This window comes from Paenibacillus sp. B01, assembly GCF_009649995.1.
In the GTDB taxonomy this organism is placed as follows: Bacteria; Bacillota; Bacilli; order Paenibacillales; family Paenibacillaceae; genus Paenibacillus_O; species Paenibacillus_O pasadenensis.
Genome location: NZ_CP045802.1, coordinates 3,239,668 through 3,253,775 on the forward strand (window position 1 = coordinate 3,239,668; position 14,108 = coordinate 3,253,775).

The 14,108-nt window shown below is 67.3% G+C and carries 12 protein-coding genes; 1 reads left to right on the plus strand and 11 read right to left on the minus strand.

Going from position 1 to position 14,108, the window contains the following annotated elements; all coding sequences use genetic code 11:
* Nucleotides 1–123: 123 nt before the first annotated feature.
* Nucleotides 124–2,352 carry a heavy metal translocating P-type ATPase gene (locus GE073_RS13935; protein ID WP_153783709.1) on the minus strand — a complete coding sequence of 743 codons (2,229 nt, stop codon included), beginning with the start codon at nucleotides 2,350–2,352 and terminating at the stop codon, nucleotides 124–126.
* A gap of 231 nt (nucleotides 2,353–2,583) precedes the next feature.
* Between GE073_RS13935 and GE073_RS13940 the strand changes: the two genes are divergently transcribed.
* Nucleotides 2,584–4,158, plus strand: a complete 1,575-nt coding sequence (locus GE073_RS13940; RefSeq protein ID WP_153783710.1) for a sensor domain-containing diguanylate cyclase — start codon at nucleotides 2,584–2,586, stop codon at nucleotides 4,156–4,158.
* Between the two features lie 97 nt (nucleotides 4,159–4,255).
* On the opposite strand, the gene GE073_RS13945 is transcribed toward GE073_RS13940, so the two are convergent.
* The 10 genes from GE073_RS13945 to GE073_RS13985 form a co-directional block, all read right to left on the minus strand.
* Nucleotides 4,256–4,567 carry a rhodanese-like domain-containing protein gene (locus GE073_RS13945; protein WP_174817712.1) on the minus strand — a complete coding sequence of 104 codons (312 nt, stop codon included), beginning with the start codon at nucleotides 4,565–4,567 and terminating at the stop codon, nucleotides 4,256–4,258.
* Entirely contained in the window at nucleotides 4,564–4,950 is a 387-nt protein-coding gene (locus GE073_RS13950) for a DnaJ family domain-containing protein (RefSeq protein ID WP_028597347.1), read from the minus strand. Before GE073_RS13950 ends, GE073_RS13945 begins: the two co-directional genes overlap by 4 nt.
* Nucleotides 4,950–5,261, minus strand: coding sequence for a YbjQ family protein (locus GE073_RS13955; RefSeq protein WP_028597348.1), 312 nt, complete (start codon nucleotides 5,259–5,261; stop codon nucleotides 4,950–4,952). Before GE073_RS13955 ends, GE073_RS13950 begins: the two co-directional genes overlap by 1 nt.
* A gap of 40 nt (nucleotides 5,262–5,301) precedes the next feature.
* Nucleotides 5,302–5,682, minus strand: a complete 381-nt coding sequence (locus GE073_RS13960; protein ID WP_043110847.1) for a DUF3889 domain-containing protein — start codon at nucleotides 5,680–5,682, stop codon at nucleotides 5,302–5,304.
* A gap of 130 nt (nucleotides 5,683–5,812) precedes the next feature.
* Nucleotides 5,813–9,019 carry an efflux RND transporter permease subunit gene (locus GE073_RS13965; RefSeq protein ID WP_153783711.1) on the minus strand — a complete coding sequence of 1,069 codons (3,207 nt, stop codon included), beginning with the start codon at nucleotides 9,017–9,019 and terminating at the stop codon, nucleotides 5,813–5,815.
* An 81-nt stretch (nucleotides 9,020–9,100) separates the two neighbouring features.
* Entirely contained in the window at nucleotides 9,101–9,790 is a 690-nt protein-coding gene (locus tag GE073_RS13970; RefSeq protein WP_028597350.1) for a response regulator transcription factor, read from the minus strand.
* Nucleotides 9,787–11,250, minus strand: coding sequence for a sensor histidine kinase (locus GE073_RS13975; protein ID WP_028597351.1), 1,464 nt, complete (start codon nucleotides 11,248–11,250; stop codon nucleotides 9,787–9,789). Before GE073_RS13975 ends, GE073_RS13970 begins: the two co-directional genes overlap by 4 nt.
* Before the next feature lie 342 nt (nucleotides 11,251–11,592).
* On the minus strand, nucleotides 11,593–12,594 hold the full coding sequence (locus tag GE073_RS13980) for a DUF4184 family protein (protein WP_153783712.1): 1,002 nt from the start codon (nucleotides 12,592–12,594) through the stop codon (nucleotides 11,593–11,595).
* A gap of 253 nt (nucleotides 12,595–12,847) precedes the next feature.
* Nucleotides 12,848–13,021, minus strand: a complete 174-nt coding sequence (locus GE073_RS25470; RefSeq protein ID WP_228551527.1) for a hypothetical protein — start codon at nucleotides 13,019–13,021, stop codon at nucleotides 12,848–12,850.
* The gene (locus GE073_RS13985) at nucleotides 12,958–14,100 is read right to left on the minus strand and encodes an MFS transporter (RefSeq protein ID WP_228551529.1); all 1,143 of its coding nucleotides are present in this window, start codon (nucleotides 14,098–14,100) and stop codon (nucleotides 12,958–12,960) included. Before GE073_RS13985 ends, GE073_RS25470 begins: the two co-directional genes overlap by 64 nt.
* Nucleotides 14,101–14,108: the final 8 nt, after the last annotated feature.

Genomic DNA, 14,108 nt, shown 5'->3' on the forward strand with positions numbered 1-14,108 from the left:
TCGCTGCGGCAAGCGGGCTTGCCCTCGCCCGCTTGCCGGCTGCTCCGCTATCTCCTTCTGCACGTTGAAAGCGGATTCCTGCCTGCCGCAGCCTCTGCCGCAGCCTGGCGCGCGGCCCGCGTCCTAGCGGAGCTCGCGCGCTAGGCGTCCGGACAGCCGCAGCGCGTTGCCCACGACAGTGACCGAGCTGAGCGCCATCGCCGCTCCGGCCATCCACGGCTCCAGCAGGCCGCAGGCGGCGACGGGCACCATGACGACATTGTAGAGGAAAGCAAAGCCGAGATTCTGCTTGATGTTGCGCATCGTCAGCCGGCTCGCCGCGATCGCGCCGTGGATGCCCGTCAGGCTCGGCCGCAGCAGCGCGACATGGCCGGCATCCAGCGCGGCGTCGGTGCCGCCGGCCATCGCGAAGCCGGCATCGGCCGCCGCGAGCGCCGGCGCGTCGTTCCAGCCGTCGCCGGCCATCGCGACGACGCGCCCTTGGCGCTGCAGCGCGCGGATCTGCTGCAGCTTGTCTTCCGGCAGCATGCCGGCCTTCCAGCGGACGATGCCCGCCTCCCGCGCCGCGGCGGCTGCCGGTCCGGCGCTGTCGCCGGTCGCCAGCCAGACGTCCAGCCCGGCCATCCGCAGCGCCTGCACCGCCTCCGGCGACTCCCGCTTGAGCCGGTCGCCGAGCGCGAGCGCGCCGATGCAGTCGCGGCCGAGCGCGACGAACAGCACCGTCTCGCCCTGCGCCTCGCGGATCGCCGCGAAGTCCTCCGCCCGCTTCATGCCGCTCCAGCGCTCCTGCTGGGCCAGCTGCCTGCCGCCGACGGCGACCCGCCCCTCCACGCAGTCCGCGGCTACGCCGTAGCCCGTCCACTCGATCCGGTTGTCGGCGGCAGGCGGCACGAGCCCGCGGCGCCTCGCCTCCTCGCGGACGGCCGCCGCATACGGATGCGGCGACTCCGCTTCGGCGGCGGCGGCCAGCTTCAGCACGGCGGCAGCGCTCCAGCCCGGCGCGGGCTGCATGCCGGCGACGCAAGGCCTGCCTTCGGTCAGCGTGCCCGTCTTGTCCAGCAGCACGACCTCCACCTTGGCCAAGCTTTCCAGCGCCGAAGCCTCCTTGACGATGACGCCGCGGCGCGCCAGCTTGCCGGAGGCGATGACGAGCGAGATCGGCGTCGCCAGCCCGAGCGCGCACGGACAGGCGACGAGCAGCACCGCCAGCGCGCTCAGCGCCGCCTGCGAGCCGTCTCCCGGAGCGAGCCAGAGCGCCCAGGCGGCGTAGGTCAAGGCGGATGCGAGCAGCATGAGCGGCACGAACCGAGCGGATATGCGGTCCACCTTGCGCTGGATGCCGGTCTTGGACGCCTGCGCCTGGCGCAGCAGCGCGTCGATCCGGCTCAGCAGCGTGCCTTCGCCGGTCGTCTCGGTGCGGATGCGCAGCGTATCGCCGCGGTTCGTCGTGCCCGCCCAGACGCGGCTGCCGGGACGCTTGGAGACGGCGCGGCTTTCGCCCGTCAGCAGCGATTCGTCGACCTCCGACTGCCCTCCCGTCACCAGCCCGTCCACCGGCACGAGGCCGCCCGGCGCGACGAGCACGATATCTCCGTCGCGGACGCTCGATGCCGGCACCCGCCGCGCCTCCTCGGCCCGCAGCACGGTGATCTCCTCCGCCTTGAGCTTGGCGTAGCCGTCGCTCTCCCGCAGCGCCCGCGCCGCCGAGCGGGATTCCATGTACTTGCCGAGCAGCACGGCCGTGATGACGACCGCTCCGGTATCGAAGTACAGCGGGAGCATGCCGTCCGGATGCGCGCCCGAGGAGGAGGCATGGGCGAACACGACATAGTGGCTGTACAGATAGGCGGCGGACGTCCCGAGCGCGACGAGCACGTCCATGTTGGCGCTGCCGGCCCGCAGCGCGCTCCAGGCATTCTGGTAGAAAGGCAGGCCGACGCCGAACTGGATCGCCGTCGCCAGCCCGAGCTGCACCCAGCCGCTGCGGATGAAATCCGGCAGCGGGAGGAAGGAAAGGGCCGCGTAATGCCCGGCCATCGCCCACAGCAGCGGCAGCGTCAGCAGCGCCGAGACGAGCAGCCGCAAGCGCAGCGTCCGCATCGCGGCGTACTCGGCGCTCCGGTCGCCCGGATCCGAGACGCCGAAGCCGAGCCGGCGGATCCGCTCCTTGATCGCCTCCGCCTCGAGCTCGTCCGGAGCATAGCGGATCCAGGCCCGGCGGGAGGCATAGCTGACCGCAGCCTCCTGCACGCCGCCGAGCTTGCCGAGCGATTTCTCGATGCGGACCGCGCATGCCGAGCAGCTCATCCCCTGGATGCCCAGATCGAGAGCCGTTCCCTTGTTTCCTTCCATCTCCAGCCTCTCCCTTCGCCGCACGGCCTGGCCTCAGACTCTCGCAGCCTTCCCTAGATTCATAGAATCGCTTACCCTACTCTATGGCGCCATCGGGCCGAATTATGCGGATGCAGCGCAAAAGTTGCCCGCGGCCTCTCCCGAAGGAGCAACATTTCGTCCTTCCTGCCGATATAGGGGAGAAGGCGCAGCCAAGCGCCACTAGGACAACAAGAAGGAGCTTTCCTCTACATGACCGACCGAATGACGACCCAGCTGCTGCAGCTCCCCTCCAGCGCCAAGCAGCGGACAGCCGCAGCCGTCTCTGCCGCGCTGCTCGCCGCCATCTCCATCGCCGCGCTGCCCTTCGGGCAGCATCCGATCGGCACGATCCAGCCTTTCCTGCCGGCGTTCATCGCCTGGTTCATCTTCGCCGACCTGCTGACGGCGCATCTGCTGTTCAGCCAGTACCGCGCCGCCGGCAGCCGGGCGACGCTCGTCCTCGCCGCGACGTATCTGTACAGCGGCCTCATCATCGTGCCGCATATCCTGACGTTTCCCGGCGTCTTCAGCGAGAATGGCCTGTTCGGAGCCGGGCCGCAAACTTCCGTCTGGCTCTGGACGCTCTGGCATGCCGGATTCCCGATCGGCCTCATCGCCTATCTGGCCGTCGCCCGCTTCGAGCGCGGCCGCCCGCCAGGCAGGGGCAGCATGCCCCTCGCCCTGCTGGCAGGAGCGGCATCGATCGCGCTCGTGACGGCGCTGACGCTCGTCGCGCTGCTCGCCCATGACCATCTGCCGATCCTGCTCGACGAGAGCAGGTTCACGCCGCTGCTCAGCCAAGGGATCGGACCGGTCATCTGGCTGTTCAGCGCCATCGCGCTCGTCCTGCTCTGGACGCTGCAGCGCGGCCGCACCGTGCTGAACCTGTGGCTGACCGTCGCGATGCTCGCCTTCATGCTCGACATCACGCTCACGGTATTCGCCGGCGCCCGCTACTCGCTCGGCTGGTATCTCGCGCGGGTCAACTCGCTCGTCTCCGCCTTCGCCATCATCTGCGCGATCATCTATGAGGTGAACCGGCTCTACGTCCGGCTTGCCCGGCATCAGGAGGATCTGCTGCAGACGCAGGAGGAGCTGCATGCGCTCAACGACGAGCTGAGCCGGCTGTCGCAGCTCGACGGCCTGACCGGCATCGCCAACCGCCGCCGCTTCGACGAGCTGCTCGCCCGCCACCTGACCGAGTCGCGCCGCACCGGCGCCCCGTTCAGCCTGCTGCTGCTGGACATCGACTTTTTCAAGGCGTACAACGACCATTACGGCCATCAGCAAGGGGACCGCATCCTCAAGCAGACCGCGCGGCTCATCGAGGATCGGATCGCCCCGGGCCCGGCTTCCGCGGCCCGTTACGGCGGCGAGGAATTCGCCGTGCTGCTGCCCGGCTCCGGCAGCCATGACGCGGTGCAGGCCGCCGAAGCGATCCGGCGGGCCATCGAGGAGGCCGCGATGCTCCATGAGCAGTCGCGAGTCGCCCCCAGCGTGACGCTCAGCATCGGCGTCGCGTCGATCGAGACGGGCCAGCCTCGGGAAGAGACGCGGCCAGCCGCCGCCGCGTCCGCCGCCGGAGCCGCTGCCGCAGGCAAGTCCGGCGCCGCCCGGGACTCGGCTGCGGGAGCGGCATCGCCGGATTCCGGCGAAGGCTCCGGGGCGACGGCCGAGGCCGCCGAGCTGATCGGGCGCGCCGACCGGGCGCTTTACCGCTCCAAGGATGCCGGACGCAACCGGGTCACGCTGGACGAAGGCACGGGAAGTTCCTCCTTCGCTTGAAGCCATGGAAGCCGCCGCGCAGCGCGGCATAAAAACGTAAAGGGACGCAGGCGGAAAATTCCGCCTGCGTCCCTTTTTCAATTCAACGATCCCCATCCTAGCGCCCGGTCACGATCTCCCCCGGCCAGGACAGCATGCCGCCCTCGACGTTGACCGCGTCGTAGCCGATCGCGTTCAGATAGTCGCAGGCGCGTCCGCTGCGCGCGCCGCTGCGGCAGATGAGCCAGATCGTGCCGTCCTCGGGACGGAGCTCGTCCATGCTCTCCTGCAGGCGCGAAAGCGCGACATGGCGCGCCTCGGCGATATGCCCGTCCTCCCATTCCTCGTCCTCGCGCACGTCCACGAGATTGATCGCTTCGCCTTGCTCGAGCCGCTTCAGCAGCTCCTCTGTCGTCTGCACCTTGCTCACTGCTCCGATTCCCCTTCCAGCTTCTCCCTGATTTTAGCTCCATACTCCGCATGCGCGGCCAAGTGGTCCCAGCCGCGGGAGCCGGACAGCGCCTGCAGCCGCATCCGCTTGAGCGACAGCTGCTGGCCGAGGCTGCGGCGCTCCTCCTCGTCGCGGCATAGCGCCAGCAAGCCGTTCAGGCTGGCGATGTCGCGCGAGAGCTGCACCTCCTCGGGCACCATGCCCGCATTTTTGAGCATGCGGTAGCCGGCTCGCAGCTCCTCAGGCACATGCGCCAGATCGTCGAGCTCGAGCGGCCTGCCTTTGCCTGCCAGCCCTTCGAATTCCCCTCTCTCCATCGCCTCGCGAATCTTCTCTTCGGCGATCCGGTAGAGGAAGTCCATCAGAGGCGGACCGCCGTGCCGCTGCAGGTGACCATCAGCATGCCGTCGCGCACGACCTCGTAGTCGAGATCGACGCCGACGATCGCGTTGGCGCCGAGGCTCGACGCCTGCTGGCGCATCTCCTCGATGGCGATGTCGCGCGCCTGCTTCAGCTTGCCCTCGTAAGCGCCGGAGCGGCCGCCTACCACATCCGTGATCGAAGCGAGGAAGTCCCTCACCACGTTCGCTCCCATGATCGCCTCTCCGTTCACGATGCCCACATACTCGCGGATCGGCCGGCCCTCTACGGACGGCGTCGTCGTAATCAGCATATCGCTTCCTCCTCATTGGATATCGGCTACCCGGCGCTCCTCACGGAGCGCTCTCCGTCCATTCTACCTCCAGCAGCCGGCCCTCTTCAACCCGCACGCGGCAGACGACCGCCGCCGGCACGCCGGACTTCGGCTCGAGCACGAGCTTGAAGCGATGCTCCACCGAGCCGCTTTGGCCTGGAAAGGCTCCTTCGTAGCGGTAGTCCCGGATGCCGGCTCCATACTTCTTCATCGTCTGCTCGACCGCGAGCCTGCCCCATCTCGCGTAGGCAGGAGCCGCATGCGAAGGCGCCGCTGCGACAAGCGCCGGGACCGCTCCCCCTGCCGGCCCCTCCGCTGACGCCCCCGCCGCGCAGGCGCTGCCCGCAACGGCGGCCAGCAGCCCCGTTCCGACCGCCAGTCCTGTCAGGATCGCTTTCATGCGCCCGCCTCCTTTCGTTTTCCCTAGCTTTTCCCGTGAAAAGAAAAAGCATCCTGCCCGATGAGGGCAGGATGCTCGCTGTCGCGGCGGATCCGCGCATCCTGCCCAAGAGGGCGGGATGCGGGAGCCGTCATTCCGCAGCCGGAGAGGCGGCGACGCCATTGCGCTGCCGCTTGGCGCGGCGGCGGTTCAGGAACTCGTACACGACCGGCACGATGATGAGCGTCAGCAGCGTCGAGCTGATGAGGCCGCCGATGACGGTCACGCCGAGTCCTTTGGAGATGAGCGCTCCCGACTCGAAGCCGAACGCCAGCGGCAGCAGCGCGCCGACCGTGGCGAGCGCGGTCATCAGGATCGGACGCAGGCGCGTGCCTGCCGCCTCGAGCAGCGCCTCGCGCACGCTCAGCCCGTCACGCTCCATGTGGATGACGCGGTCGATGAGCACGATCGCGTTCGTGACGACGATGCCGATCAGCATGAGCATGCCGATGAGCGCGGTGACGCTGACCGTCTCGCCGGCGATCAGCAGGCCGACCAGCGCGCCGATGACGGTGAACGGCAGCGAGAACAGGATCGTCAGCGGCGTCAGCGCGCCGCCGAACGTGATGACAAGCACGAGGTAGACGACCGCGACCGCGACGAGGATCGCCAGGCCGAGCTGGCGGAACGATTCGTTGATGTCCTCGGTCACGCCGCCCATCTCGACGTCGACGCTCGCCGGCAGCTGCAGGCCGTCGATGACCGCCTGCACGTCGCGCGACGCCTTGCTGATGTCGCTCGACGTCACGTCGGCCGTCACGTCGGCGTAGACGCGGTCGCCTTTGCGGGTGATCGTGTTCGGCGACGTGCCTTCCTCGATCGTCGCGACGTCGGACAGCTTGACCGTCGCGCCGAGCGGCGTGACGATCGGCGTGTTCTCCAGCGCGGCCTTGTCCGCGTACGTCCGCTCCTCGGTCTTGAGGTAGACGTTCAGATTGCTGCCGTCTTTCTCGATCGTCGTCACGAGCGGACGCTCGCGGACCGGGCTGAGCGCCATCGCCAGCTGGCCGGCGCTGAGCGCGTTCTCGCTGAGCTTTTTCTTATCGGCGACGATGCGGTACTGCTCATATGTCTCCGACAGGCTCGTATCGAGGTTGGTCAGATGCTCGATGCCGTCCAGCTTCTGCTTGAGGTCGGATACGACCGGCTCCAGCGCCGCCATGTCCGGCCCGAAGGCGGTGACGGTCAGGCTGCTGCCGCCGAGGCCGCCGCCAGTGAAGTCCTGCTGCTTCCATTCGCCCTTGCTGCCGCTTTCCTGCAGCAGCTCGACGACGCGCTCCTTCTCGGCGTCGAACTCCTTGTAGTCGGAGCTGTACCGGAGGTTGAACAGCGCCTGCTTGGAAGCGCCCGGATTCAGCGGGTTGCCGCCGCCGATGGAGTATTGCACGATCTCCACGCCTTCGCGCTCCAGCAGCTTTTTCTCCGCGTCCAGCGCGTATTTCTCCACGTCCTCCAGCTTCTCGCCCGGCGCCGGGTTGTACGTGACGATCATGGAGTTGTCGCCCGTATTCGGGATGAAGCTGACGCCGATGAGCGGGAACAGGAACAGGCTACCGACGAGCAGCAGCGTCGCCGCTCCGAAGCTGATGCCCTTGTGGTCGAGCGTCCAGTTGAGCAGGCGCTTGTAGCTGTTCGCCAAGCGGCTCGGCTTGTCCTCGTGCTTCGTGCCCTTGAGTCCCTTGCGGAACATCATGTGGGCGAGCATCGGCACGATCGTGATCGCGACGAGCAGCGAGGCGAGCAGCGCGAAGACGATCGTCAGCGCGAACGGCAGGAAGATCTCGCCGATCGGGCCTGTGACGAGGCCGAGCGGCAGGAACACCGCGATCGTCACGATGGTCGAGGCGAGGATCGGCACGAACATCTCGCGCGTCGACTCGAGGATGAGCGATTTGCCCGTCAGCTTCTCGCCGGACATCGCCATGCGCCGGTAGATGTTCTCGATGACGACGATCGAGTCGTCGACGACCCGCCCGATCGCGACGGTCATCGCGCCGAGCGTCATGATGTTGAGCGTGATGTCCATCTCCTGCAGGACGAGCACCGCGATCAGCAGCGACAGCGGGATCGAGACGACCGCGATGATCGTCGAGCGCAGGTCGCGCAGGAAGATGAGGATGATGAGCACCGCGAACGCCGCGCCGAGCACCGCCTTGGACAGCATCGTCTCGACGGACTCCTTGATCGGCTTGCCCTGGTCGAGCGTCACCGTGGAGCTGAGCCCCTCATGGCTGCCGGCCAGCTCGGCCATGCGCTCCGATACGGCGTCGGAGACGTCGACCGTGTTGGCGTCGGCCGCCTTGACGATCGAGACGCCGATCGCGTCCTTGCCGTTCGTGCGGGAAATGGATTCCGCCTTGTCGAGCACGGTCACGTCGGCGACCTGGCTCAGCTTGACGGTCGGCAGCTTGACGCCGCCTGCCGCCGCTCCGCCAGCGGCTCCGGCTGCGCCGCCTTGGCCTGCGCCAGCCTCTGCGCCGGCACCGCCTGGCGCTGCGCCGCCTTGGCCCGCGCCGGCACCCGCGCCGGCAGCTCCGGCTCCGCCTGCGGCGGACGGCAGCAGCGGGATCTCGACGTTCAGCAGATCCTGCTCGGTCAGCACGCGGCCGTCGACGACGACCGATTTCTCGGCGTCGCCGAACGGGAAGATGCCGAGCGGCACGCTGACGGCGGCCGCCTTGATCGCATTTTGCACCGATTCCGGGGTCAGGCCGTACTTGGCCAGCTCCTCGGCCTTATAGCTGAGCTCCGCCTCGGTCACGTTCTGGCCGGAAATCTGCACGGACGCGACGCCCTCCACGGACTTCAGCTCCGGCAGGATCTCGTCCTCGACCGTCTTGGTCAGCGCGACCAGATCCTGCGAGTCGCTGGAGATGCTGAGCGACAGCACCGGGAAGGCGTTCAGGCTGATCCGCGACACGCCCGGATCCTGGATGCCCTCCTTGAAGTCGAGCCCGTCCAGCGCCTTGCGCACCTCGTCCTGGGCTTTGTCCATATCCTTGCTGTAGTCGTACTCGATGATGATCGACGAGGCGTTTTCCATCGAGGTGGACATGACGTCCTTGACGCCGTCCAGATTGCGGGTCGCCTGCTCGATCGGCAAGGTGACCTCGTTCATGATCTCCTCGGGCGAAGCCCCCGGATAGACGGTCGTCACGCTGACGATCGGCACCGTAATGTCCGGCAGCGTCTCCATCTTCATGTTCGTGCCGGCGTAGACGCCTCCGAACAGGACGATGATCGTCATGATCCATAGCGCGAACTTGTTGTTCAAGGAAAAATTGATGATGCTCTTCAAGCCGACATCCACTCCTTTTCTCTATCAAGCGAAAAATATCGTTGCTCTATGGTCAACGCGGCCGCAGCCGCGATGCTCCCCCTACCCGCGCAGCCGATAGCCGACTCCCCAGACGGTCTCGACATACTTCGGCTCGGACGGCGACTCCTCCAGCTTCTCGCGCAGGCGGCGGATGTGCACCGTCACCGTCGCGATGTCGCCGAGCGAGTCGTAGCCCCAGATGCGCTCGAACAGCTCCTCTTTGCTGTATACCTTGCCCGGATGGGAGGCGAGCAGCTGAATCAGCTCGAACTCCTTGTTCGTGAGGCCCTTCTCCTCGCCGTTGACGAATACGCGATGCGACGCCTTGTCGATGAGCAGCCCGCGCACGCGGATCTGCTCCTGGACGGTGCCGGACTGTCCGGTCAGACGGTCGTAGCGGCTCAAGTGCGCCTTCACGCGCGCGACCATCTCCCCCGGACTGAACGGCTTGGTCATGTAGTCGTCCGCGCCGAGCCCGAGGCCCCGGATCTTGTCGATATCCTCCTTGCGGGCGGTGATCATCAGGATCGGGACCTCCTTGTCCTGACGGATCCGCCGGCAGATCTCGAAGCCGTCGAGCATCGGCAGCATGACATCCAGCACGATGAGGTCGAACCGCTCGTTGAGCGCCCGCTCCAGCCCGCTGTCGCCCCGATGCTCGATGCTGACGGCGAACCCGTAGCTTTCGAGATAATCGCGCTGAAGCTCCGCGATGGAGCTCTCGTCTTCGATGATGAGGATCTTCTTCACGGCTGAGCCTCCTTTTCCCGGTCCGCGGCGAGCGGCAGCTCGATGACGAACGCCGCTCCGCCATGCGGACGATTGGCCGCCTCGATCTTGCCGCCGTGCTCCTCCACAATCTGGCGGACGATCGCGAGGCCGAGGCCGCTGCCGCCGGTTTCCGAGCTGCGGGACAGCTCGGCCCGATAGAAGCGGTCGAACAGATGCGGCAGCGCGGCAGCCTCGATGCCCGGCCCGTTGTCCTCGACCGTCAGGCGGGCGAAGCTGCCGCGCGCCTCCAGCGTCGCCGATACGGCAGGCGGATCGCTCCGATCCGGCCCTCGCATCGACATGTACTTCGCGCTGTTGTCGAGCATGTTGCCGAGCGCTCGGCTGAGCTTTTCCGCATCCGCCCGCACAGGCAGCGGCGACTCGCCGGCCTTCACGGCCAGCGCGATGCCCCGCTTCTCCATCTCGAAGTGCTGGTCCTCCATATAGTGGACTACGAATGCCCGCAGGTCCATCCGCGCGAAGTGGAACTCTTCCTTGTGCAGGTCGAGCTTGGAATAGAGGAACAGCTCGTCGATCAGCCGGTCCATCCCGTCCGCCTTGGCGTAGACGGTGCGGATGTACTTCTCCTGCTTCTCCGGGGTGTTGGCGACGCCGTCCATGATGCCCTCGATGTAGCCTTTGATCGCGGTGATCGGCGTCTTGAGGTCATGCGAGATGTGCGACAGCAGCATCTTGCGGTTCTCCTCGTACTGCTGCATCTGCTGGATCGTATCCTTGAGGCGCTGCCGCATCTCCTCGAACGCCGTCCCGACCTCGCCGAGCTCGTTGCGCGAGCGGGGCAGCGGCACCGGCTCGAGGTTGCCCTCCTTGAGCGACAGCGCGGCGTCCCGCAGCGTCGACAGCGGCCGCACGATGCTGCGAGAGACGACGACCGTCATGAACACGCTGACGAGCCCGACGAGCAGCAGCAGGCCGAGGCCGCTCACCGGCCGCCAGATGACCGGGATGTCGTCCTTGCGGAAAATGAGCGCCGCCTCGGAGGCGGTTCCGTCGCCGAAGCGGAAATCGGTTGTGAACACGCTGAACGAGAAGCCGCCGACCGTCATGTCGACGGAATGGCCCTTGCGGTCCGAAAACCAGGCTTGCGGATCCTTGCTCGCCTCCGCCAGTCCCGAGACGTACAGTCCGCGGCCCGGAATCGTCAGCACGAAGCCGCTGCCGACCGTCTCGAGCCGCTCGTCGATGTCGGCGACGTAGGACGCGTCGAGCAGCTTGTCCGCATCGTGGTTCAGCACGTACCACATCTCGCCGAGCTGCACCGACTGGCGGTACGTCTTGTCGCGGTTCTTCTCGAAGAAGTCGCGCATGTCCTCGTAGCCGAGCAGATAGATGACGAACATCATCAAAATGCCGAGCAGCACGACCGGAATGGCCGCCATCGCGATGTAGGACAGCAGCAGCCTGATGCGGATCGACAACGGATCACCCCCTGAAGCTTTCGGTCCTGCTGCGCCATATCCAGTGTAACCGACAGATCTAAACGATTGCGGACGCAATTCTTACAAAAGTATAAACCATTTCCATCCGTTTCATCATGGATGCCGGAGGAACAGGCTTGGACGGCTGCGGAGCCAAAAACATCCCTGACCTGACCGCGCGGTCCCGATCCAACTGCCGATAACGATTGGCGCTAGGGAGCCCCTCAGACGCGAAAAGGCTCCCTCACGGGTGAATTTGGCGCTAGGGAGCCCCGCGCCCGGCCGCCGAGGGACGCCCCGAAGAAGTCCCTTTTCGCTAAAAAAGGACCCTCGGAGGGTCCTTCAAACGGCGGGGCCGGACCGGCTCTCCGAGCGTCTACGGGCACCGCCCGCGCCGGCGGCGGCAGCGCGCCCGGACGGCACCGCGGAAAGCGCGACGAAGGCGATCGAGAGCAGCCACACGTAGCCGATCCAGAGCGGCAGGTCGGATGCGGCCATCGGCCCGCCGATGTCCCGCGCCATCGCCGCCGCCTTGTAGCCCGCCGCGAGCAGCGGCACGAGCGCGGCACCGGCCAGCTTGCGCAGGATGCGGCCCGGACGGAGCAGCAGCCCGGCGGCGAACAGTCCGAACAGCAGCGAGCTGCAGGCGGCGACCAGCCAGAGCACGGGATTGTCCGGCGACGGGGCGAGCAGCAGCTTGGGCGCGAACAGCAGCAAGCCGCACGTTCCGGCGAGCGTCCAGCCGCCGAGCTTGGCGAGCGGCCGGACAGCCGGACGCGCCGGGCGCGCCGAGCGGGAGGCGCGTCGCCAGCGCGCGTAGTCCGCCGCGAGCCAGCACGCTCCGGCGAGCAGGCCGAGCAGCGAGAACAGGTACTGGAGCCAGCGATACAGCGGCAGCCCGGCATGACGCGCGTGCATCAGGTCGGACTGCCACAGCACGAACCAGCCATGCGTATGCGTCATCCCGTCGACGAGCAGATGGCTGAGGAAGCCGATATAAAGCGACAGCAGGAACCAGCCGGCCGCGCGCGGCGTCAGCAGCGGATCGCGCCGTTCGGCGAGCCGGTCGGCCGCGTAGCGGTCGAGCCGCAGCGCGGCCGGCAGCAGCCTCGGCAGCAGCGGCGCGAGCACGAAGCGCCAGGCGGCAGCGGCGGCGATGCTGAGCGGCACGCCGAGCAGCAGGAAGCCTTGCCACGAGTGGCCGATCGAGCGGAACGGCTCCATGGCGACGAAATACTCCATGTCCGGCGTCATGCTGCCGAGCAGCAGGCCGGACAGGCTGAGGCTCGGCGCGAGCCGGCGCAGCGGCACGGCGAACAGCGGATGCGAGAATGTGAACGGCATGGCGGCCTCCTTTCCCCCTGGATCGAGCGCCGCCCTCCTCGCTGTCTCGGGATGCCGGCGGCCTCTTTTCTGCTACGACGAGCGGCGGCTGGAAAAAGCTTCTTCCGAATGGGAGACCGGCGGGAGGCCGGCGCGTCGCGCCGCTTCGCCGGATGCGCTCCGGGCAAGCGGCAGACAGCCTGCTGCCGGATGAAAAAGCGGCGGCCGGAGCTTGGGCGTCGATGCCCGGACTCCGGCCGCTTTCATCACGGATTCAGCCGGCGCTCTCCGGCTCGCCTCGTCCACGGCGCAGCATGCCTCCGGCGAACAGCAGCGTGCCGATCCAGCCGCAAGCCGAGGCGAAGAGCAGCATCCAGCTCAGCGTCAGATGGCCGGAAAGGCCGGTGCTGAGCAGCGGCCCGACCGTGCCTCGGATGCCGAACAGCATGAGGTGGATCGAGAAGACGGCTCCTCGCGCCCAGGCGCGAGGCGGAAAATGAACGCCAGGATGCCGATGTCCCAAATCGCCTCGCCCATGCCCTGGATGAAGTTGCCGAGCATGACCGCCTCGTAGGTGCCCCAAAGGCCGTACAGCATCGGCACGACCGCATAGGCGCCGATGCCGGCGAGCAGCGTATAGCGGATGTCGAAGCGGTCCAGCATGCGCCCCGCCACCAGATACGTAAGCAGCAGCGCCGTGAAGTAGGCGACGCGCGTCAGGCCGATCTCGGTGTTGGACAGGCCGAGGTAGGACACCTGGAAAATCTGGTAGAGCGGATACGCGAGCATGTTGCCGAAGCCGGCGAACATCGTCGCTCCGAGAAACGCGGCAAGCGGACGGTTGCTTTTGACGAGCTCCCACTGGGAGCGGGGGCTGAAGCGCGGCGGCGCCGTCCGCCGCGGCGGCTCCTTGCGCAGCTTCATCTTCTGGAACAGCAGGATCGAGGCGACGCCCATGAGCGATGCCGCCGCGAGCGGGCCCGACGGGCCGGATGCCTCCGCCCAGACGCCGACCAGATAGGACATCGGAATCATGAGCACGCCGGAGGCCATCCGCACGTAGCCCATCAGGCGTCCGCGCAGGTCGGGCGGATAGACCTTGGGCAGGAAGGCCGCGTAGGCCGGCGCCTGGATACCCATCAGCAGCTGGAAGGCGAACGCCGTCGCCACGTACACCTGCGGATCCGGAAACAGGGCCGGGAGCAGGATGAGCAGCCGTCCGACCAGATTGGGCAGGACGACATAGGGCTTCGGCTTGCCGCTGCGCTCGATCAGCGCCGCCCACAGCGGGGAGAAGATGAGTCCGACAGCCGGCGCGGCGGCGAGCAGGCCCGCCTCCGCGTTGCTCGCCCCTTGCTTGAGCGCGAAGGTGATGAAAAACTGGTTCATGACGACGTTGAACAAGCTGAACAGGCAGGTCGCCGCAAGGTCGATCCTCGCGTTGAGCCAGACTCGCGGGCTCATGACCATGCCGAATTTCAGCAGACGGGCCCTTCCTGGCCGTCCTTCTGCTTGCACTTGATGCACCTTCGCTT